This window comes from Bdellovibrio sp. KM01 (assembly GCF_013752535.1).
GTDB lineage: Bacteria > Bdellovibrionota > Bdellovibrionia > Bdellovibrionales > Bdellovibrionaceae > Bdellovibrio.
This window is the reverse complement of the sequence record NZ_CP058348.1, coordinates 3,505,056-3,524,213: the sequence shown is the minus strand read 5'-3', so window position 1 is coordinate 3,524,213 and position 19,158 is coordinate 3,505,056. Positions and strand designations below refer to the sequence as shown.

Here is a 19,158-nt window from a genome sequence, read left to right as displayed (position 1 = left end):
TCGTTTTCAGCAAACCTCTTTGTTTGACACAAAGAGGTTTTGTCGTTTTGATCGAGTGATGAAAACAATTTTCTGCTCTTTGTTGGCTTCTTTCGTTTTATCATCAGTGGCTCAGGCTGAGGTTTCTGATCTTTACAACGGTGTTCGTTGCCGTACTCCCGATAAAGCCATTCAGATTCATTTTGCTATCACTAAGAATCAACCCATTGCTTTGTATTGGATTGAAAATGACCGTGTCACGGTTCTTTCCAATCGTGTTGAAGAGTTCCAACAGATTGCTGTCGGTTTGGATGGCGATATGAAATACGTTTTGAATTTCGATCAAGGATTTTACCGCGAGATTATCCAATCCACAGGTCGCGTGACGAAAGATATCCGTGGATTGAACTGCGTGTACTGCCCAGTGGAGATGGATTATTGCCCAGGGCAATTCGATAACAACTAAGATGTTTCCTGTTGTTGCTTGGATGAAAACGCTCAGCTGTTAACATTTTTTGGCGTTTTCTTTAAAGTGTCTCAATTTGAGAGTCCTATCTCATCCAGACTGGTTTTTAGTCTGCACATCTTTTGCAAAATAAACTGCATTTGCAAATTGTAGATGGAGAGACGCGTGAAGAAATTGGCAGTGCTTTTTTTCTTAATACATTTTTTCAGTGTTTCGCTCGTATTAGCTGGGACGGAAACTGTTCCTTATGCCGACAAATTTTTTCTTGAAAAGAATGCCTTGTGTGTCACTGAGGTTATATATCGTCATCAGACTGATACAAAAATAGGTGAACTGACAGTACTTCCAAAAGGAACACGATTGTACCATTGGGAAAAGGCCTCGAGCTCACAAATCAATAGATGGAATTCGGAAGGAAAAATTTCTGAAGAGCGTTTGACTGCTCTTAAGAAGCTAGGAGGAAACTCTGGCGGAGGATTTTATGTCTCTTCTAGTCCATTGGACTCCATTAATTACGGAAGTACAGCTATCGTGGTTGAACTTCCCAAAGATACGATCCTGCTTAATGTCACTTACGGAAGTATGCTAAGTTGGAATTGGTATTTGGAGGCATTGCGAAGCAAAGGCATTTCGGTGATTTCTGTTCGGCATACACCAACATGGATGAACGTGATTGATGTTGAAACCCTGTCGAAGATACACGTGGCTACCGTTGACGATTTTAGAAGTATCAAGATTTCAACTCCTGAGCGACCATGGAGCTATAAAAAGTTTTTTAAATTATTTCCTGAACTGAAAAATGAAGAGAATTTCAAGAATCCAAGCGCGGAAATGGATGCCTTCTATAAAGCTATTAAGGTTCCTGGTGAAGAAGGAATCAAAGCCGTGGATTTCATCATTAGAAACGGTTCATCTAATATGGCGAAGGAGGTTATTGAAAAAGCCTCCGTGGAAAACTTCACTCAAGAGTCGATCAAAGCGGCCATTATGCGAAATTTTTTTTCTTACAATCCGTTGTTTGAGAAACTTTCCTCGGATCCGGAAAAATATGGTTATGTTCTTTTAGAAGGTTTTAAACATTCTCACACAGCGAGTAATGCTTGGAGTTCAATGCGATCTACTCCTATGGATATTTCACAGAGAACTCGGATTCTACAATTGGCTAAGAAGGCACAAGGACCTGACTCATCGCCTTATGTCGATATTTTGATAGCGGAATATAAAGGTAAGCCTGGCCAGTGGCTGCCTCACCCGTTGTGCCAAGAAGTCTTTCAATAAAAAATTATTTTTTAAGAGACGGTTTCTCTTCGGGAATGACCCAAGAGAATGTCTTGATGATCTGATTACACTCTTTCAGGGACTTTGTGAAAGTGTCTTTGTTATCCAGGCAAGTCATGATCGCCACTTTGTCTTCGTTTTTCAAAACGACCTGGCGAATCTGTTTGTTTTTGGATCGGGAAAGCATGTCCACGATCAATGCCGGGCTGCCATTCAAATTGAATTGTTTCGTCGCTAGCACTTCAAAGCCATAGCTTGGGTAGTCACGCATCCATTTGCGCGTGTAAAGCTCGAGCGATGCATTTTTAGAAACACGGTCCGTGCGCACGCTGAGTGAAGCGGCATCGGGTGCTGTTTTATCTGCAAAGCGAACGGTGTCGAGAAGGCTGTCTTCAGATGTCGCAATCGGCGTCCAAGTGCTTCCATCTGTTTTAACGGTAAAGCCCTTGTGCAAAAAATAAAGACCCTTTTCTGGCGCCGTCAGCGCAGAAGTACTCGTCGCAGGGTAAGGGGCTGCGAAGCTTGTCAGGGGACTTAATAAAAGAAGAGCTAACCACGTTCTCACCCTTTCAGGTTATCAAGGGTGACCTAGCCCAGCAAGAGCAAAGGTCTTTATTTCACGGGTGTAGGCGCTGGCGTCGCCGTTTCCGCAGAAACTGGACTCGCTGCTGGCGCTAAAGACGGTGCAGCAGACTCAATGGGAGTCGCAGTAGGTGCTACAGAGGGAGTCGGGGATTCCGGGACGATTTTTCGTTCAGGAAGTGGATTTGCAGGTTCCTGCACTGGTGATGGCTTGGGAATTGGCTGGCGTTTCGCGCGACGAGTGGGTTTTGCTTGTGTCGGAGCTACCACGGCAGCTGCTGCAGCCGCATTGTCAGTTGAAGTTACTCCATTCGCCGTAGCGGGCACTTCCGTTTTTGCGGCGTTGGGATCTGCCAAGCAAGGTCCCATATCATCCGGCAAGGCCACGATGTAGATTTGCTTTTTATCCTGGAAGGTTCTGGTGAATGCCACACGTTCGTTGGATTCATTGGAAACGGCAGGGTACATTAAGGAGTCTGTGCCTTTGAAAACGACCTGCGTGCATTTCGTTTCCAAATTGTAGACTTCGATTTGATTCTTTTTTTCGCCTTTTCTTAGAATGCTATAGAACAAACGTGCCGGCGGGCGAGGGGCAAAGAACAAGTCGCGGTATTGTCCCTCATCGGATTTCAAAAGCACCGTTTGTTTGGTGCGTATATCAACCAATTGTAAACTTTGTTGTTTTGTTTCCAAATTTGTTTCAATGAAAGCGACGCGAGATTTTTCAGGTGAAAGAGTCGGCGAGCGACGATCTCTCCCGGTTTCCGCTGCCAGCAACGACACGAAGCCAGATTTCAAATCAGACTGATAAATGCCTGTCACATCACCACGACGAGACGTGAAAATCACGGAAGGCTTAGTGGGGTGAGGCATCAAGAAAGCCTCGCCATCGTAACCGGGCTGATTTGTGACACGTAAAATATCAGAGCCAAAGCGGTCGCTCATGTAAATATCTGCTGGAGGAAACTCTTTGCTGGGATTTCTATTCAAGAATGGACTTTCTTTGATCTCATCCGTTGTGCTTGAATAAATCATTTCCATTTCACTGATATAGCTCGCATCGAAAGCGTCGCCATCTTGAAAAGTTACACGACGTTCCTTGTTGCGAATAAGATCTGTTTCATAAAGCTGCAGATTCTTTTGGTTGCCGCGGCCACGGCTTGCGTAAATCAAGCGATTGCCATTGGCTGAAAAACGGGGACGTTCGTTATCACCTTGAAAAGTGATTTGCTTGATATCTTTTTGAAGCAGGAAATCCGTGGTCAAAAGATCTTTTGTTGGGCTGTGTGTGCATCCTGAAAGGATGCTGCCCAAAATAAAGATCTTCATACACGTTTGCTTCATATTTCTACCTTGTGAAGTACTTTTTGTAACAGTGAGGAGGGATTGACCTTCTTCAGATTTTTCAACTCAACCCACTGGATGTTTCGGTTATTCACGCTCTTTCTTTGAGCGATTTTTATGAAGATATCATGATGTGTGATATTGTGTTTAGCATCATAGTCTTTGGGCTTGTCATCATTTTGAGAAATCGTTCCTGGAAAGATCATTTGCCCTTTAAGGAACGGAGCATAGTCATTCTCTATCAGTGCGACTTTATTGTTCTTGATTGAAACAATTGGATTCCAGACCCAGACTTCACTCTGCTTACGTGGCTTTTTCAGAGGCAATTTGTCCACCATGTTTTTTTCGCGTGCAACGCAATCCGTGGACCAAGGACACATCAAGCACATGACTTTTTGGGGAGTGCAAATCGTTGCTCCCAATTCCATGAGTCCCTGATTGACGGAGTCAGAATTTCCAAACGAAGACAAGATATCAGAAAGATCCTGCAATTGTTGGCGGGCTTTTCCGTTCCACCACTCCAACTTCAAACCATAGCGGCGTGAAAGAACGCGGATCACGTTGCCATCAAGAACGCCCACTTTTTCACCAAAGGCGAGGCTTGCCACCGCACGGGAAGTGTACGGACCAAATCCAGGAAGTTCTAAAAGTTCTGCGGCCGTTCTGGGAAATCCATTTTCGGCCAAAGCTTTTGCCGCTTTATGAAGATTGCGGGCGCGTGAATAATAACCTAGACCAGCCCATGCTTCTAATACGTCATGCTCTGGAGCTGAGGCCAGGTCCTGAACAGTGGGGAAATTTTTAAGAAATTTTTCGAAATAAGGGATCACTGCGACGACTGTAGTCTGTTGCAACATGACTTCGGAAAGCCAGATACGATAGGGATCTTTGTTCTCGCGCCATGGGAGACTGCGGCGATTCTTTTTGTACCACTGGATCAAGCTTTTATGGTCGCGTTGATGGTCGAGTTTCTGATCGTATTTTGAGCTCATCCGCGGTAATCTAGTCGGGAGATAATTGAGGAGTCAATAATGGAATACAAACCGCTCAGTGGACGTGAGTTCCCCCGATTTTCTGCGATTAAAACTTTCTTCAGATTGCCCTACGTGGCAATTGACGCGGATTATGAAGTTGGAATCTTTGGTATTCCTTATGACGGCGGCGTTTCCTATCGTCCCGGTGCTCGTTTTGCACCGACAAAAGTGCGCGAAGTTTCTGCTTTGGGCCGTGGCTTCCATATGACTCGTATGGAAAACTTCTTTGAGAAATTAAAAGTCGCAGATATCGGCGATTGTCCCACAGTTCCTATTGACCAAGGTCAAACATACGAGCGCATTGAAAAGTTCGTGGGTGAGTTGCTTCAGCACAACAAGCGCTTCGTTTCTGTCGGTGGAGATCACTCGACAACTCTTCCGGTATTGCGCGCATTAAGAAAAAAATATGGCAAGCCTTTGGCTTTCATACATTTCGATGCTCACTTGGATACTTATCCGGCTGCGTGGGGTTGTGAATACCATCATGGTGCTTTTGCCCGTCACGCAGTGGAAGAGGGCTTGGTCGATCCCAAGAAAATGGTGCAAATCGGAATCCGCGGTCCCTTGGCGGCGGGCGGAGATTTGGATTTCGTAAATAAACACGGGATTCGCGTTATTACTGTCGACGAAATCCGCAATCAAAACATCAACGACTTTTTGAAGACCTTGCCGACGTTCGACGATACTCCGACATACATCAGCTACGACATCGACAACCTGGATCCAAGCTGCGCTCCAGGCACCGGCACGCCAGTCCCGGGCGGATTGACGACGTACGAAGTGCAACGCATCTTCCGCGCCTTTAAAATTCCAAACTTGGTAGGCTGTGACGTGGTGGAGATCTCTCCACCATTCGACCACGGCGACATCACCGCCCTGGCTGGAATGGACGCGATGTTTGAAATGCTCCACTTGTTTAAGGCTAAATAGTTTTTTTAGAAAAACCCCAGCACCCCTGGGGTTTTGTTTTTCTCCTCACGCTATTATTTCCGAATCCCTTTCGCTTCCTAATCTATTCCTATCTCTATCCCTAACCTGTCCAATGTCCGTGGGGTATCGGTCATCTTGGTATCTCGCCATCCTGTGATCCCATCCTGCCATCCTCAGATCGGACAACTATGTATCCATATTCAAAATCTCGCGCATCTGACCCGCACGCACAATTTGCATCGTCACGTCCTCGTTTCGGGGGGATCGGTCAACCGACTCCCCAAGAGGAGTTACAAATGAAGCAGCAAACTTTTTCTCAACTACATACTCATTGGCGGCATCGCTATTGTTACGGTGGTAATTTAAGAAAATCGTCCAAAGGCAGGGGAGCCCGCCCGTTGTCGTCAACCGATCCTATTCATTTGGTTTTTAAAGTTAATAAAGGCGCTGTTCGCGCCGGACTTCGCAGTCCTCGGACTTTTAATTTGTTACAAGCACTGTTGCGAAAGTATTCGCGAAAGTTTTTTGTCCGAGTTGAACAGGTTTCTATTCAAACTGATCACATCCATCTTTTGGTGCGAGGTGGGCGGAGATCGGCGATGCAAATTTTCTTGCGGGTGGTGGCGGGGCAGTTTGCTCAGTGCTTGACCGATACCTTCAGTCAGAAGCATGAGGGTGAAAAGGTTTGGAAGCATCGTCCGTTTTCGCGGGTTATTAAAGGTTATAAACCTTATCGAATTGTTCGGGACTATATTCAATTGAATGAGCTCGAGGCGACAGGGCGGCTGTATTCGAAAACGCGACTGCGTGGGTTGTCAGAAGAGCAGTTGAGGGAGTTGTGGGCGTGACCGATACCCTCGGGAAGAGAGGGATTTGGAGTTGACCGATACCCGGGATAAGAGGGTGAGTTGTTGTGTGGCCGAGACCTCGAAAGGATTGAGTGAGCGGCTAACAAGAATTAGAAGTAAGAGTCCGCCCAGTCGATGAGTTGGCCGCTGATCCAGCCTATTTTTTCTTCGATGGTGATGAGGCGGCTGCGGTTTAGGTAGCTGAAGAATTCTTTTCTTAAATTGGCGGCTGTGGGTTCGTGCAGAATCAAAACGCCGCTTTCGGTGTCATGGATGAAGCTGCGGCGATTTAGATTCACACTGCTGAGGAAGCTTAGTTTGCCGTCAATAACCAAAATTTTCGCGTGCATGATGGAATTGGATTCGGTCCACTCATAGATCATGACGTTTCTAAGATGGCGGTTCACGCCTTCTTTATTCACTTCCTCGGCGATTTGGGGAGTGCCGTCGCCAGCTAAGTGAATACGGGTTACGACTTTAACCGCCACGCCACGAGCGTGGGCGCGATCCAAGGCAGCGCTGATGGCCACTGAAGGACGGAAGTACGGCGTGGTTAACAACAGTTCTTTTTGAGCGGAATCGATCATCTCGATGTAAAAACGCTCCAGCTGATAGCCATCAAAATATGGCAAGGACATCACATGGCGAACGAGGGGTTTCGAATTCGGCAAAGCTTTCAAGCGAACCACCAGATCCGAGTTGCCAACCACCGGGATATTCACGTTCGTTGAACGGAAGCGCTGAGTGGAAGGCTCTCGATTCCAGAAATTCAACATTTGCGCTAGAGTGTGTTTCACGATGTCCGTGCCACGCAGTTCGATTTCGAAGTCGTTATAGTAAATATACGGTTCTTCACCATCGCCATAATTTTTCAAATTCTTATACGCACGGTAAAACGGCGTTTCCGGGAAAATATAAGAATCTCGAATGTTACGACCACCTGTGATCAAGAAATTTGCGGCAGGCTCGCGGACAGAATATCCTAAGAGCAACTTTGTGTGATTCACCCGGTGAAGTCGATCAAACCAAGTTCCATCTTTGTCATCAGTAACAGAGTATTTGTAATACTGAACTTTCACATTCGGCAGATCACGCATCAACCAGGAAACGATCTCGCGGTCTTTCTTGGTCATCGTGACTTGCGGAACCAGGATGCGCACTTGTGTGCCTTTTTCCGCGTGATAACGAATGGCCCGTGCCGTCACCATTCCTGAAAAGTCTGCGGAGAAGTTCAAAGAAGACACCCATAAAATATCAAATTGCGGAGCCTTGGCAAAATTCAGAGGCGCCATTGGATTCTTGGCATCGAAATCCCGCCGTTGCAAAGAAGAGCCCGTTAATGAAATCACTCGACGGTTCATCGCCACATACGGATCGCGCAGATTCGTATAGGAATCAAAAGTCTCTGGGCACGTGTCGAAGTTAAAGTCCTGCATCCAAAAAAAGCCTTCAGGATTCTTACCAAAGCCATTTGAAATCTGAGGACACACATCAATCTGCTGAGTCAGCTTCATCCACTCAGGGGAAACGTCACGCAAACTGGCTAAGGGAAAACCGTTTGTCCAGCTTGTTGCCTTTTCCGGATCAAAATAGCTGAACCGACACTGAGAAACGTTGGACGAAAACTTCACGGAAATATTTTGCGTGTTCTCATTCGCATAAAACCATTTGAAATCGTAAACGCGTGTGCGTTCTTCAGACAACCAGAAATATTTCGCCGGCGCGATGATATCGCCATCACATTCCAAGCGTGCCTTCAAGTAACGTTTGTTGATGCGATCGTCTTTGTCTTTCGCAAAGACACCGTTCTCGGTTTTCATTTCATTCTTAAAGCGCAGAGAATAGTCGGCGAAAAAACGATGCTCCAAAGGAAATGGATTGGAGGACTTCCCGTTTAAACGGAATTCCTCCAGATCGCGGATGCTGATGATTTCTTCTTTCGCAAACAAAGGGCGGCGGAAAGAGCTTTGGAACCAAGGACCGATACCCTGCCAATCCCGGGCTTCGAATTTAAAAGCCAAAGCATCTCGCAAAGACTGGCGCTCGGCCTGCAAGCGAACAATCTCGGAGCGAATCTTCGGATCGGATATTTTTGAAAGATCGAATAAGGGAGCATTTGAAGTCATGACTTTCGAAGGAGCCACCTGGAAAAGCTTTTGGCTGTAGCGCCAGTCGTTATTCCAATACTGCGAAAGCTCCAGGTCGATTTCCTGAATCCGCACGATGCGATCTTCGTCAGTCACAACAGAACTGGGAGTGCGTTGCGCGCTGGTGCACGAAAGCAATCCTAAGACCGTTGAAATGATGAATGAAATCAGAAGAAATCGCATTAAATTCTGATCGGTTTTTGAGGGGGAAAGTGAAGTTTTATCGCTCGGCGAACGTCTGGTTTAACGAGGAAATTGATTATAAAAAAAGCGGCGAAGGTGTCTTCGCCGCTGGCTTGTCTCATTCAGAGATTTAGAAATTGGAAGGATTGATATCGTTCGGAGGAGTAAGACCTTTCTTTTTGATCTTCTCCACCAGCGTGGTGCGGTTCAGTCTTAACAACGCCGCAGCTTGATTGCGGTTCCATCCGGTTTTTTCCAAAGCTTTCAAGATCAGATTGTTCTCGAAGTTATCAACCGCCGTGTTAAAGTCCATGCCGCTGTCAGGAATTTCCATCTGGCTTGCATCCAAGGAAGCCACAGGTTTCATGGATTTGTATTTCACCGGAAGATCATTCATCTCGACAGTGCCTTGACCTTTAAGGATCGTCATGCGCTCAACTAAATTCTCAAGCTCACGAATATTTCCGGGCCATGGGTAATTTCCCAAAGCATCCAAAGCGTCAGCAGCAATTCCAGTTAAACCGCGACCTTTGTTTTTATTGAAGATCTCCATAAAGTGGTTCAACAACAAAGGAATGTCGCTTTTACGTTCGCGCAAAGCCGGAACGTGGATAGGAATAACATTCAGGCGATAGTAAAGATCTTCGCGGAAGCGGCCGTGTTCAACAGCTTCTTCCAGGTGAATGTTGGTCGCTGCAATCACTCGAACATTGACGGAAACCGTTTTTGTTGAACCCACCGGTTCAAAACTGCGTTCTTGAAGAGCACGCAAAAGTTTCACTTGCAAAGAAGGCTCAAGGTCACCGATTTCATCTAAGAAGATCGTACCACCGTCAGCCATTTCAAAACGACCGATGCGGTTTGCGATAGCGCCTGTGAAGGCACCTTTCATGTGGCCGAACAATTCACTTTCCAAAAGTTCCGAAGGAATCGCACCACAGTTGATCGGAATAAAAGGTCCTTGGGCGCGAGGGGAGTTGTAGTGAATCGCGCGCGCGATCAACTCTTTACCCGTGCCTGACTCGCCCGTTACCAAAACCGTTGAATCAGAATCAGCAACACGTTCGATCAAACGCAAAACATTTTGGATAGGTTCAGAAGAACCCACGATTTGGTCGAATTTGTATTTCTTGTTCAATTCAGAGCGAAGCTGTTGGTTTTCTTGCTGAAGTTTTTTATGAGTCAGAGCTTTTTCGATCAAGCTCATCAGCTCTTCAAGATTGAATGGCTTCGTCACAAAGTGGAAGGCACCTTTTTGTGTCGCACGTATCGCAGACTCAATCGTCGCGTGACCCGTCAGGATAATCACTTCACAAGCGGGGTTCAGAGCTTTTAGGTAAGTCATGAACTCGATGCCATCTCCGTCTGGGAGATTCAAATCAACGATAGCTAAATCAATAGGAGTGTCCCCTTGAGAAAGTGCTTTCGCTTCTTCGATTTTGTTGGCAGTGATGACATTCAAACCTTTTCTGTCGAGCACTCTGAAAAGAGCGGTACGCAGAGACGATTCGTCATCCAGGATTAGAACACGTTGTGAACGCATGAACCTTCCTTCCATGGTGGGTTCTTGGAGAGACAGCCGACGTACTGTCAGCCTTGATAAAAGGATATGGTATTTTTGACGGGCCTGTCAAAAAATCCGCGCCCAGTGGGCGTTTCAGGACCTTAAAACTAGACGGTTGAAGGAAATTTTTGCCACGTTTTCCTGGCCTGGACCCGTGTAAAATTCGAGGTCGGCCTCGTGATCGCGCAGGATCTGAGCGGCAACAGGAACACCTAAACCTATGGGAAGACTTGGATTTTTCTCTGGGGTCCCATTGTCTTTGATTAAAATAGTAGCAACGTCTTCACTGGACCCAATTTCAATATCGAGGGAAGCTCGGAATCCTTTGATTTGTCGGCTGCGATCTGTCAAATGGTCGATCGCGTTTTGGAAAACGTTTTTCAAAGCTTGGGCCAAGAGATTTAAATGACCTTTGACGAAAATATCCTGAGCCGGGAAGTGCAAGCGGACTTCGATTCCTTGGGATTTCGTTTGTAGTTCGACAATCTTGAAAGCCCTTTGGGACACGTCTTTCAGGCTGACGTCACCTTCTTGATCTGATGTTGAGCTGCGTGTGAAACCTAAAAGATTTATGACGATCTCTTTACAGCGTTGAACTCCGGCTTCCATCTCTAAGATATCTGGATAAAGCGGATGATCACCCGGCATGTCCATTTTGATCAACTGAGTGAATGATAAAATTCCACCCAATGGATTGTTCAGTTCATGCGCGATGGAAGAGCCAATCGTTCCAAGCTCTGCCATTTTTGCAGATTCCAGAATTTGCTTTTCCATTTTCATCTGTTGAGTGACGTCGTGATAAAGATTCACGAAGACCGCAGGCTTATCGCTGTCCAACAGCAAACTCTGACTGAAAACATCGAAACTGCGAGGTGCCGGATCATTCGAACGCATGCGGAAATTACGTCCGCGTTGGCAACCCGGGCAAGGTTCTTCACGGTTGTACAATAAAGCATAGCACTTGCGGGTGTTCTGAGGATGTTCGCGCTCTTTCAGGCGTTCTTCAGCGGCTTTGTTGGATTGAATGATGTCGTAATTCTGATCAATCAATACGACGGGATCCGACATCGAGTTGAATGTCGCTTCCCATTGTTCTTTCATGGACTCTGATTCTTTTAATTTCTGAATACGATCTAAAGCCAGGGCAACAGCCTCTGCCACGCGAGTCAGGAAATCGCTTTCTTCCTTGTTGAAAGGATGATCGGGCGCACGCAGGAAAAAGACTGAACCAATTCGATCATGCATTTTAAACAAAGGCACTTGTAGCTGCGTAAAACTTAATTGAGCCGTCACCTGGCTGGAAAACTGCTCGTCCTGCGGAGAAAAGAAAATACGAATCCACGAAGTTTGTACGGTCGTCGCCAAAGATTCGTTCAAAAGCTGTTCAATCTCGGCGACGGAACTTGCCTGATGAACCGCCATCAACGCCACTTTGAATCCCTCGATACGGGAGTTCGTCAAATACAGTTTGCGGCGAGCTTCGGTTAGGAACTTGGTTCTTTTCTGAACCCGCTCTTCCAATTCAATTTGCAGACGTTTTAATTTTTCAGTTTGCTCGCGAATCAGCACAGCCAAGTTTTCATCCTGCTTGCGCTGATTGGCTTCCTCAAGTGCTGTAAACAGATGAGTTTCTAAATCCGTGTCATTAAAACTGTGCATCACGCGGATAAAAGAATATTCCTCGTGCAAGCGGCTCAATTGATTGGCAGAAAAGTCCGGCGGCACAACTGCAATGAATTGGGTCGCCGGGCTGTTCTGTTTAATTTCTTGATAAAATTCATTGAAGCGTTTGCCCAGGATCACTGTGACTGAAACTGCGACCACGTTATAAGTTGAATCTTGAATCCAATGCCATGCCTGTTGCAGATCGGTGGCAATGTGAGCCCCCAACTCTTGCAAGCGCGAGTCCCACGGACCGATCAGCAGGAAGCTCGCCTTTAAAGTCCGCATACGGTGATAAGATCCTTGTGCTGAGTGATGGTAAAGTCAGGATGGTCTTCTGGGAAAACGGGCTGCTCGCCAATGTGTTCGCCATGGGCGAAGTAGCAAGTTCTGGCCCCGACGCGTTTTCCGTCGCGAATCTCGCTGGAAAGGCGGTTGCCGATACTGATCAGTTCATCAGGACTGTGACCCTCGCGAGCCAGAATGTCTTGAAAAGCCGATTCTTTTTTCTCGCCGATAAACCCGTTCAGGATGTAAATCTTTTTAAAAAACTTTTCGACACCCAAGGCTTGGATCTTGCGGACCTGGGCTTCGTAAGAACCCATCGTCACCAGATACAAGTTGTATTGTTCTTTCAGGTGTAAAAGATTTTCAGTCGCACCTGCCAACAAAGGCAGAACCGGGGGAACTTCGGGATTATAAAACATCTCCAAAGCATCATGTACAGCTTTGCCGGGCGTATTGGTTCCGTACTGATTCGCGATCTTGGTGAAAATTTCTGTGTGGGAAAGGTTGGCCGCCAATTCCTCGCGAATGCGCATACATTCTTCGAGGGAAATACAAACGCCAGCGGCGATCATCGCCTCGCATGCGCGCTGAGAAGCCATAGGCACCAGCAGACCCGAAGTGTCTACCAAGGTGTCATCCAAATCGAATGCGATGGACTTGATCATGGTCATCTAAACGCCTTTTCCTGTAAGGAGCATTTCCAATCCAGTTCTAAAGTGAGGCCATACTTTGTTGAGATCTTCTCCGCTCAGTTCCTCGATGCAGACAACGGGCGTTTTTTTATCGATCCAACCGTACTGACCCAAGCTTCCGGGAGTTGGGTAGCCAATATCCTCACGATGCTCATATCCGGTGCCAGTTGCCAAAATCTCGGCGGCCTTTTTGCCCGGTTCACCGGTATAGACAACGCAAGGCTCCCATGAATGGAAGTGTACTATGAGATGTGGCTTTTCGTCCTCAATGAGTTTTACCAAAGCTTGAACTTCGGGCTCACTCCCGGGCGAAGGGCCGGGATAGTATCTGGGAGCTTTAGCGTCAGGGCTCCAATCGCTGCTGGGAAAGTTGCGATTCAGGTCGACGCCGCTGCCGTTGGTTCTTTGATTTTGAGAGGAGCCGTCGGGATTGATATTGGGAATAAGAATCCAAGGACGTATTTTCGCGCTTTGCGTTTTCTCGTTTTCCTGAAGCCATTGCAATAGATCCTGAGCCAGGCGAACTCCCTCGGGTTCGTCGCCATGGACGCCGCCCACAAAGAGAATGGGGCGTTCTGAAAAGTCACTCAAGCTGTGTGATTTTTTATACAGCTCTATGTTTTTTCCCGATGCAGACTTTGCCCAAGAAGATTGGTGAAAAATTTGGTGTTGCATGCGATAATTAAGCCTGTTTTTTTAACGGAAGAAAAGCATTTAAAAGGAAGTTTCTGAATGTCAGGAAATGCCACTACTAATACCCCCCCAAATACTACCGACAAGTTGACTGTGATTGCCCTCGCTGCTGGTAAGGGTACACGTATGAAATCCCCACTCCCTAAAGTTCTTCACCCGGTGGCGGGTCGTCCAATGATCGAAAAAGTTATTCAAGCCTCAAAAGGGGCCGGCGCGACGGAAGTACGCGTGATCGTTGGTCATGGCCAAAACTTGGTTCGCCAGGTTGTGGAGCCGATGGGTGTCTCTTGCTATGCTCAAGACGAGCAGTTGGGAACGGCCCACGCGGTTCGTTGTGCAAAACCGGAGACGATCGAAGGCGATGTTGTTATCATGAATGGCGACCATCCTTTGATCGAGGCATCTGACGTTAAAGAATTCCTGCGCATTTTCCGTGATGAGAAATGTGACTTAGCGGTGGTAACTGCAGAGTTGAAAAATCCTGCCGAGTTCGGTCGTATCGTGCGCAACCGCGGTGACTTGGTGGCCATCGTTGAAGCGAAAGACGCTTCTGCGGAAACTTTGAAAATTCGTGAGATCAATACCGGCATCTATATCGCCAAGGCTTCTGTGTTGGCTGAGTACTTGCCACAAATCAAAAACAACAATTCAAAAAAAGAATTCTACATCACAGATCTGATCTCTTTGTGCATTCAAGACAAAATGAAAGTGCAAGCAATCAAATCCACTCCGAAAGTGGCTGTGGGTGTGAATAACCAGGTGGAGTTGGCGAAAGCGACTCGCTTGTTATTTAAAAGAAAAGCATTGCGTTTGATGGAAGAAGGCGTGTTGATGATCGATCCACGCACGACTTACATCGAAGATAGCGTGCAAATCGGTGCGGGTACCGTGGTTTATCCAAACGTGTTCATCCGTGGTCGTACAAAAATCGGTTCATTCAGTGTGATCGAGTCCAACTCCTTTATCTCTGACACTGAAATCGGTGATAGCGTTCAGGTGCGTGGCGGTACGTACTTGGAAAGCTCTAAACTTCATAACAAAGTTTCTGTGGGTCCATACGCGCGTTTGCGCCCAGAAACTGAAATTTTTGAGGAAGCTCATGTGGGCAACTTCGTGGAGATGAAAAAAACCAAATTCGGCAAAAAATCCAAAGCCGGTCATTTGACGTACTTGGGCGATGCAGAAATTGGTGAAGAAGTGAACGTGGGTTGCGGAACTATAACTTGCAACTACGCTGCAGATAAAAAGAAATATAAGACCAAAATTGGTGATCGTGTGTTCGTGGGCAGTGATACGCAATTCGTCGCGCCGATTGAAGTCGGCAACGATGCGGTGATTGGCTCCGGTTCAACGATCACGAAAAATGTTCCGGCAAATGCTTTGGCAGTGGCTCGCGGCAAACAGTTCACGAAAGAAAACTATGTGGTGAAGGCTCCGGAAGCCGTAAACGAAACAGAGAACAAGTAATTAGATTTTAGAATTAATAGGTGAGTTATGTGTGGAATCGTAGGGTACCTTGGACCTCAAAGTCCCAAAGACATCATTATCAGTGGTTTAAAAAAACTTGAATACCGTGGCTATGACAGCGCGGGTATCGCTATCCTTGACAAAGGCACAACGAAACGTGTGCGCGCTCAAGGAAAGCTTAAAAACCTTGAAGAAAAACTTGTAAACGAAAAATTCGATGGCCACTTGGGTATCGGTCACACTCGTTGGGCAACTCACGGCAAGCCTTCCGAGCGCAATGCCCATCCCCATCAAGTTCGTGGCATCAACCTGGTTCACAACGGTATCATCGAAAACTACCTTGATATCCGCGAAGAGCTTTTGGCTCAGGGTGCAGAGATCACTTCTGACACGGACTCTGAGTTGGTCGCACATTTGATTGCGAATGAAATTGAAAACACCAAAGATCTTTACAAAGCCGTCGAATCGACTTTGACAAAGCTTCGTGGTGCGTTCTCGATCCTGGTTATGTGGGATAAAGAACCAGATCATTTGATTGCCTTCAAAGACGGTCCGCCCTTGGTTGTGGGCTTGGGTAAGGACGAAGTGTTTGTTGCTTCTGACGTTCAAGCACTGATCCAGTATACAAAAACTTTCGTGTATTTGGATGACCGTGAAATCGCAAACATCAAAGGCAGCAAAGTAGAGTTCTTCTCTGCAAACGGTTTCCCGATCCAAAAGAAATCCGTTGAGTTGAATTGGAATCCTGAGATGGTCGAAAAACAAGGCTATGCTCACTACATGTTGAAAGAAATTTATGAGCAACCACGTGCTGTGGCTGCTGCGATTGAACCGCACGTCAACACAGAAGCCTTTAATGTGGCTTTGAAAAACGTCGGCTTCGGTGGTCAGTCTGTTCAAAAATTGGAAGAGCTGGATTCAAAAGCGGACTGGGCAAAAACTCAGGAAGTGTTCAAAGGCATCGACCGCGTTTTCATCATTGCTTGCGGAACCAGCTTCTATGCGGGCCTTGTTGGTAAATACTTGATCGAACAATTGGCACGTATTCCAGTTGAAGTGGATGTGGCTTCTGAATTCCGTTACCGCAATCCAGTGATCCCGCCAAAAACTTTGGTGATGACGATCTCCCAATCGGGCGAGACGGCAGATACATTGGCAGCGATCCGTATGTCGAAAGAAGCGGGCGCTACAACAATGAGTATCTGTAATGTGCGCAACTCCACAATCGATCGTGAAGCTCACGGTCACTTGTACATGAACTCCGGTCCAGAGATCGGTGTGGCTTCGACGAAGGCCTTCACATCGACACTTGCAGTTTTGAACTGTGTGGCTGTGGCAATGGCTCGCAGCCGTGGCGTGATGGAAGCCAAGGAAGAAAAAGAACTTGTTCAAAGCTTGCTAGCGACCCCGGCACAGATGGAAAGCGTCTTGGTTTATGACAAGTACTTCGACGAAGCCGCGGCTAAATTGAAGCTGTTCCGTGGTTTCTTGTACATGGGTCGTGGCACAAGCTATCCAATCGCGATGGAAGGTGCTTTGAAATTGAAGGAATTGGCTTACATGCACGCTGAAGGCTATGCTGCCGGCGAAATGAAGCACGGTCCTTTGGCATTGATCGATGAGCGCATGGCGATCGTGATGGTGGCTCCGACAGATCACTGGTACGAAAAAACGATCAGCAATCTGGAAGAAGCTCGTGCACGTGGTGGTAAAATCATCTCTATCGGTACAGGTGAAAACGAAAAACTTCGTGGTATCAGTGAATACTATTTGGCAATGCCGAAAGCTCACTGGACAACGAACACGATTTTGTCAGTGATTCCGTTGCAATTGATGAGCTATCACTTAGCATCAAGCTTGGGTTACGACGTGGATCAGCCACGCAACCTTGCGAAGTCCGTGACTGTTGAATAGTTTAAAAAATTAGATTTTTACTGTCCATAACCCGTGATGATCTCACGGGTTTTTTTATGATGTGTGGGTGCCAAGAAGTTATTGCGGGGAGCATCCCGTCCCGAGCTCGCGCGACGAAGAGCTGCCAACACCAGACAGAATCCCAAAAGATTCGTCGCAAAGTGAAAATTCATAAAGTAAGCCCACTCTTCACGTAAGCCATAGATCTCGCTGCCGACCACGCGGTTTTCTGCAAAAGATCGCAGAATGACATTGATACGATAGTGTCCCAGATAAGACAGAAATACTTCCTGAAGCACGCAAAGAAATGCACCCAAGACAAAATAGAAATCCACCATGCGATAACGTCGTCGCCACATAATCAGCCAAATGCCAGTGGACAAACACATCAACAGATAAAGATACAAAACGTTTTTATCAAAGGCCTCGCGATCATAACGAAAGAACTCCAGAAATGTCGAAGGTGGCAGCTCTTTTAATGTGGGACCGAATATTAATGAAAAGAATGATGTGAATCCCGCAAACAAGCCTGTGGAGAGCACAGCAAGATAAATAATAAATTTGCGAAGAAAAGTTTTTATCATTCCAAAAAACCTTAACAAGATTTCTTGAAAAGAGAGAGTGAATTTTAACCCGCGGACATTAAGCTATAGAAAGACTTCACGCGCTCAACGAACTCAACAGTTTCGTACCCACGAGCGTAACCGTATTCCAATTTTTCTGTGTAATCTGGATCTGCCAACAATGGCAAAATTTCTTTCATATGGCGCCAAGAATATGGATCGCGTCCCATGCTCTCGGCCAACTTCTGCGCATCACGAAGATGGGCATAACCCACATTATAAGCAGCTAAAGCCAAAGCCATGCGGTCTTTTGAGTTCAAAGAGCGCGGCATTTTATCCAATAGGTATTTCAAATATTTCGAACCACCCCAAATGCTTTGCAAAGGGTCGGTGCGATCATCGATGCCGACATGGTCTGCTGTGTCTGTCGTCAATTGCATTAAGCCGCGAACTCCCGTGAAACTGCGAGCATCCGGATTCCAATGAGATTCCTGATAAGCAACAGAGGCAATCAGCTGCCAAGGAAGACCGTGTTCATTGCCTGCGTCTTTGAAAGCTTGGCGGTAAGTCGGCAAAATGTCTTCGATATTTCGGAAGAAGCGCGAAATGTCGGCTTTATCCAATTGGTTCAAGGTCGTTTTATAGCGGTCCATGATACGCATGACGCTGTCTTCACGGCTGGCAGACTGATACCAAGCTTGCATTAAGCGCGCGAGGTCCTGGCTGTCGGGACTCAAGAGCCAACTCAAAGAGTAAGAATCCGTCAACGAAGTGATTTTCTCGATGTTTTTATGGAAACGAACATAGAAATCGCCGCTGACGTTTTCAGAAATCACACAGTCGAATTTTTTATTGTTCAGTTGAGACAGCAGATCTTGAGTGCGGGTGTTTTCCAGCAATTCAATTTTAGTCGTCGGGGTCAGTTGTGTCAGGCGTTGTGAGAAACCCTGATAGTTGTCTTTTTTAAGGAGGGCGACACTTTTGCCGCCGAGGTCTTGAATATTGCTGATCTGGGACTTGCGTTGGCAGTAAAGACTTAATGTGGTGTCTTCATAAGCCGGGCCCGTTAAAAACCCTGAGCGATTTTCAGGAGTTCGGATGCGAGCTGCTGCCACATCGCCTTGGCCTTTGGAAAGAGCTCTTAAAATAGCGCTTTCGTCTTTCATCACCACGAACTTTACTTTGAGGTGATAGTGGTTAGCGAAGTTTTGGATCAGATCGTGATCGATTCCGCTGGCTTCACCTTTTTTACGCTGACTATATATAAGAGGACTTTGTGTGGTCAGGACTGTAATCTCGCCCTGCTTTTGGACTTTCTCCAAACTTTCCTGTTCGTCCCAATAGATAGCATCGCAACCGTTCATGATGAACGTCATTGCCGCTAGTCCACTGACCACGCAAAGCTGTTTGAATTTCTGTCTAAATCTTAAATTGCCACCCATAGTGTTCGGGCTGAGTAACTTATGGCGCGCTGCTTGCGCAAGCAATAAGCAGCCGAATTGGGGTTTTAAATGTGAAAGATTG

The 19,158-nt window shown here is 46.6% G+C and carries 16 protein-coding genes; 6 read left to right on the top strand and 10 right to left on the bottom strand.

The annotated features are described in order from the left end of the window. The first annotated feature begins 58 nt into the window (after positions 1–58). Together HW988_RS16915 and HW988_RS16910 are read left to right on the top strand one after the other, a co-directional pair. Positions 59–445, top strand: coding sequence for a hypothetical protein (locus HW988_RS16915; protein WP_181605323.1), 387 nt, complete (start codon positions 59–61; stop codon positions 443–445). A gap of 165 nt (positions 446–610) precedes the next feature. Continuing rightward, on the top strand, positions 611–1,723 hold the full coding sequence (locus HW988_RS16910; protein ID WP_181605322.1) for a hypothetical protein: 1,113 nt from the start codon (positions 611–613) through the stop codon (positions 1,721–1,723). A 4-nt stretch (positions 1,724–1,727) separates the two neighbouring features. Here the strand turns inward: HW988_RS16910 and HW988_RS16905 are convergent, their stop codons facing one another. The 3 genes from HW988_RS16905 to HW988_RS16895 are packed head-to-tail and all read right to left on the bottom strand — an operon-like array spanning position 1,728 to position 4,641. Then, positions 1,728–2,288 carry a hypothetical protein gene (locus tag HW988_RS16905; protein WP_181605321.1) on the bottom strand — a complete coding sequence of 187 codons (561 nt, stop codon included), beginning with the start codon at positions 2,286–2,288 and terminating at the stop codon, positions 1,728–1,730. A gap of 47 nt (positions 2,289–2,335) precedes the next feature. Beyond that, positions 2,336–3,634: a hypothetical protein gene (locus HW988_RS16900; RefSeq protein WP_220128768.1), complete on the bottom strand. Its 1,299-nt coding sequence runs from the start codon at positions 3,632–3,634 to the stop codon at positions 2,336–2,338. A gap of 11 nt (positions 3,635–3,645) precedes the next feature. Then, the gene (locus HW988_RS16895; protein ID WP_181605319.1) at positions 3,646–4,641 is read right to left on the bottom strand and encodes an A/G-specific adenine glycosylase; all 996 of its coding nucleotides are present in this window, start codon (positions 4,639–4,641) and stop codon (positions 3,646–3,648) included. Between the two features lie 39 nt (positions 4,642–4,680). On the opposite strand from HW988_RS16895, the gene speB reads away from it, so the two are divergent. Together speB and HW988_RS16885 are read left to right on the top strand one after the other, a co-directional pair. Further along, the gene (speB, locus tag HW988_RS16890; protein ID WP_181605318.1) at positions 4,681–5,613 is read left to right on the top strand and encodes an agmatinase; all 933 of its coding nucleotides are present in this window, start codon (positions 4,681–4,683) and stop codon (positions 5,611–5,613) included. A gap of 296 nt (positions 5,614–5,909) precedes the next feature. Further along, positions 5,910–6,461, top strand: coding sequence for a transposase (locus HW988_RS16885; RefSeq protein WP_181605317.1), 552 nt, complete (start codon positions 5,910–5,912; stop codon positions 6,459–6,461). A 110-nt stretch (positions 6,462–6,571) separates the two neighbouring features. On the opposite strand, the gene HW988_RS16880 is transcribed toward HW988_RS16885, so the two are convergent. From HW988_RS16880 to HW988_RS16860, 5 genes are all read right to left on the bottom strand, one after another. Next, the gene (locus HW988_RS16880) at positions 6,572–8,791 is read right to left on the bottom strand and encodes a phosphatidylserine/phosphatidylglycerophosphate/cardiolipin synthase family protein (RefSeq protein WP_255490089.1); all 2,220 of its coding nucleotides are present in this window, start codon (positions 8,789–8,791) and stop codon (positions 6,572–6,574) included. Between the two features lie 130 nt (positions 8,792–8,921). Continuing rightward, positions 8,922–10,334, bottom strand: a complete 1,413-nt coding sequence (locus HW988_RS16875) for a sigma-54 dependent transcriptional regulator (RefSeq protein WP_181605316.1) — start codon at positions 10,332–10,334, stop codon at positions 8,922–8,924. A gap of 114 nt (positions 10,335–10,448) precedes the next feature. Beyond that, positions 10,449–12,305, bottom strand: coding sequence for a histidine kinase dimerization/phospho-acceptor domain-containing protein (locus HW988_RS16870; RefSeq protein ID WP_181605315.1), 1,857 nt, complete (start codon positions 12,303–12,305; stop codon positions 10,449–10,451). Continuing rightward, complete coding sequence (locus HW988_RS16865; protein WP_181605314.1) at positions 12,293–12,976, bottom strand: HAD hydrolase-like protein; 684 nt, start codon at positions 12,974–12,976, stop codon at positions 12,293–12,295. The genes HW988_RS16870 and HW988_RS16865 overlap by 13 nt, the downstream gene beginning before the upstream one ends. After that, complete coding sequence (locus HW988_RS16860; protein ID WP_181605313.1) at positions 12,977–13,672, bottom strand: DUF2817 domain-containing protein; 696 nt, start codon at positions 13,670–13,672, stop codon at positions 12,977–12,979. Between the two features lie 57 nt (positions 13,673–13,729). Between HW988_RS16860 and glmU the strand changes: the two genes are divergently transcribed. Together glmU and glmS are read left to right on the top strand one after the other, a co-directional pair. Then, entirely contained in the window at positions 13,730–15,157 is a 1,428-nt protein-coding gene (gene glmU / locus HW988_RS16855) for a bifunctional UDP-N-acetylglucosamine diphosphorylase/glucosamine-1-phosphate N-acetyltransferase GlmU (RefSeq protein ID WP_181605312.1), read from the top strand. Positions 15,158–15,184: 27 nt separating this feature from the next. Continuing rightward, on the top strand, positions 15,185–17,071 hold the full coding sequence (gene glmS / locus HW988_RS16850; protein ID WP_181605311.1) for a glutamine--fructose-6-phosphate transaminase (isomerizing): 1,887 nt from the start codon (positions 15,185–15,187) through the stop codon (positions 17,069–17,071). Between the two features lie 17 nt (positions 17,072–17,088). Here glmS and HW988_RS16845 read toward each other — a convergent pair whose 3' ends face one another. Both HW988_RS16845 and mltF read right to left on the bottom strand, forming a co-directional pair. After that, positions 17,089–17,655: a DUF1772 domain-containing protein gene (locus tag HW988_RS16845; protein ID WP_181605310.1), complete on the bottom strand. Its 567-nt coding sequence runs from the start codon at positions 17,653–17,655 to the stop codon at positions 17,089–17,091. 44 nt (positions 17,656–17,699) lie between these two features. Further along, positions 17,700–19,121, bottom strand: coding sequence for a membrane-bound lytic murein transglycosylase MltF (gene mltF / locus HW988_RS16840; RefSeq protein WP_255490088.1), 1,422 nt, complete (start codon positions 19,119–19,121; stop codon positions 17,700–17,702). Positions 19,122–19,158: the final 37 nt, after the last annotated feature.

Bases quoted from the DNA above. Each gene is read 5' to 3' on its own strand.
- HW988_RS16915 (WP_181605323.1), top strand. From the start codon at position 59: ATGAAAACAATTTTCTGCTCTTTGTTGGCTTCTTTCGTTTTATCATCA.
- HW988_RS16900 (WP_220128768.1), bottom strand. From the start codon at position 3,634: ATGAAGATCTTTATTTTGGGCAGCATCCTTTCAGGATGCACACACAGC.
- HW988_RS16895 (WP_181605319.1), bottom strand. From the start codon at position 4,641: ATGAGCTCAAAATACGATCAGAAACTCGACCATCAACGCGACCATAAA.
- speB (WP_181605318.1), top strand. From the start codon at position 4,681: ATGGAATACAAACCGCTCAGTGGACGTGAGTTCCCCCGATTTTCTGCG.
- HW988_RS16885 (WP_181605317.1), top strand. From the start codon at position 5,910: ATGAAGCAGCAAACTTTTTCTCAACTACATACTCATTGGCGGCATCGC.
- HW988_RS16880 (WP_255490089.1), bottom strand. From the start codon at position 8,791: ATGCGATTTCTTCTGATTTCATTCATCATTTCAACGGTCTTAGGATTG.
- HW988_RS16875 (WP_181605316.1), bottom strand. From the start codon at position 10,334: ATGCGTTCACAACGTGTTCTAATCCTGGATGACGAATCGTCTCTGCGT.
- HW988_RS16870 (WP_181605315.1), bottom strand. From the start codon at position 12,305: ATGCGGACTTTAAAGGCGAGCTTCCTGCTGATCGGTCCGTGGGACTCG.
- HW988_RS16865 (WP_181605314.1), bottom strand. From the start codon at position 12,976: ATGACCATGATCAAGTCCATCGCATTCGATTTGGATGACACCTTGGTA.
- HW988_RS16860 (WP_181605313.1), bottom strand. From the start codon at position 13,672: ATGCAACACCAAATTTTTCACCAATCTTCTTGGGCAAAGTCTGCATCG.
- glmU (WP_181605312.1), top strand. From the start codon at position 13,730: ATGTCAGGAAATGCCACTACTAATACCCCCCCAAATACTACCGACAAG.
- glmS (WP_181605311.1), top strand. From the start codon at position 15,185: ATGTGTGGAATCGTAGGGTACCTTGGACCTCAAAGTCCCAAAGACATC.
- HW988_RS16845 (WP_181605310.1), bottom strand. From the start codon at position 17,655: ATGATAAAAACTTTTCTTCGCAAATTTATTATTTATCTTGCTGTGCTC.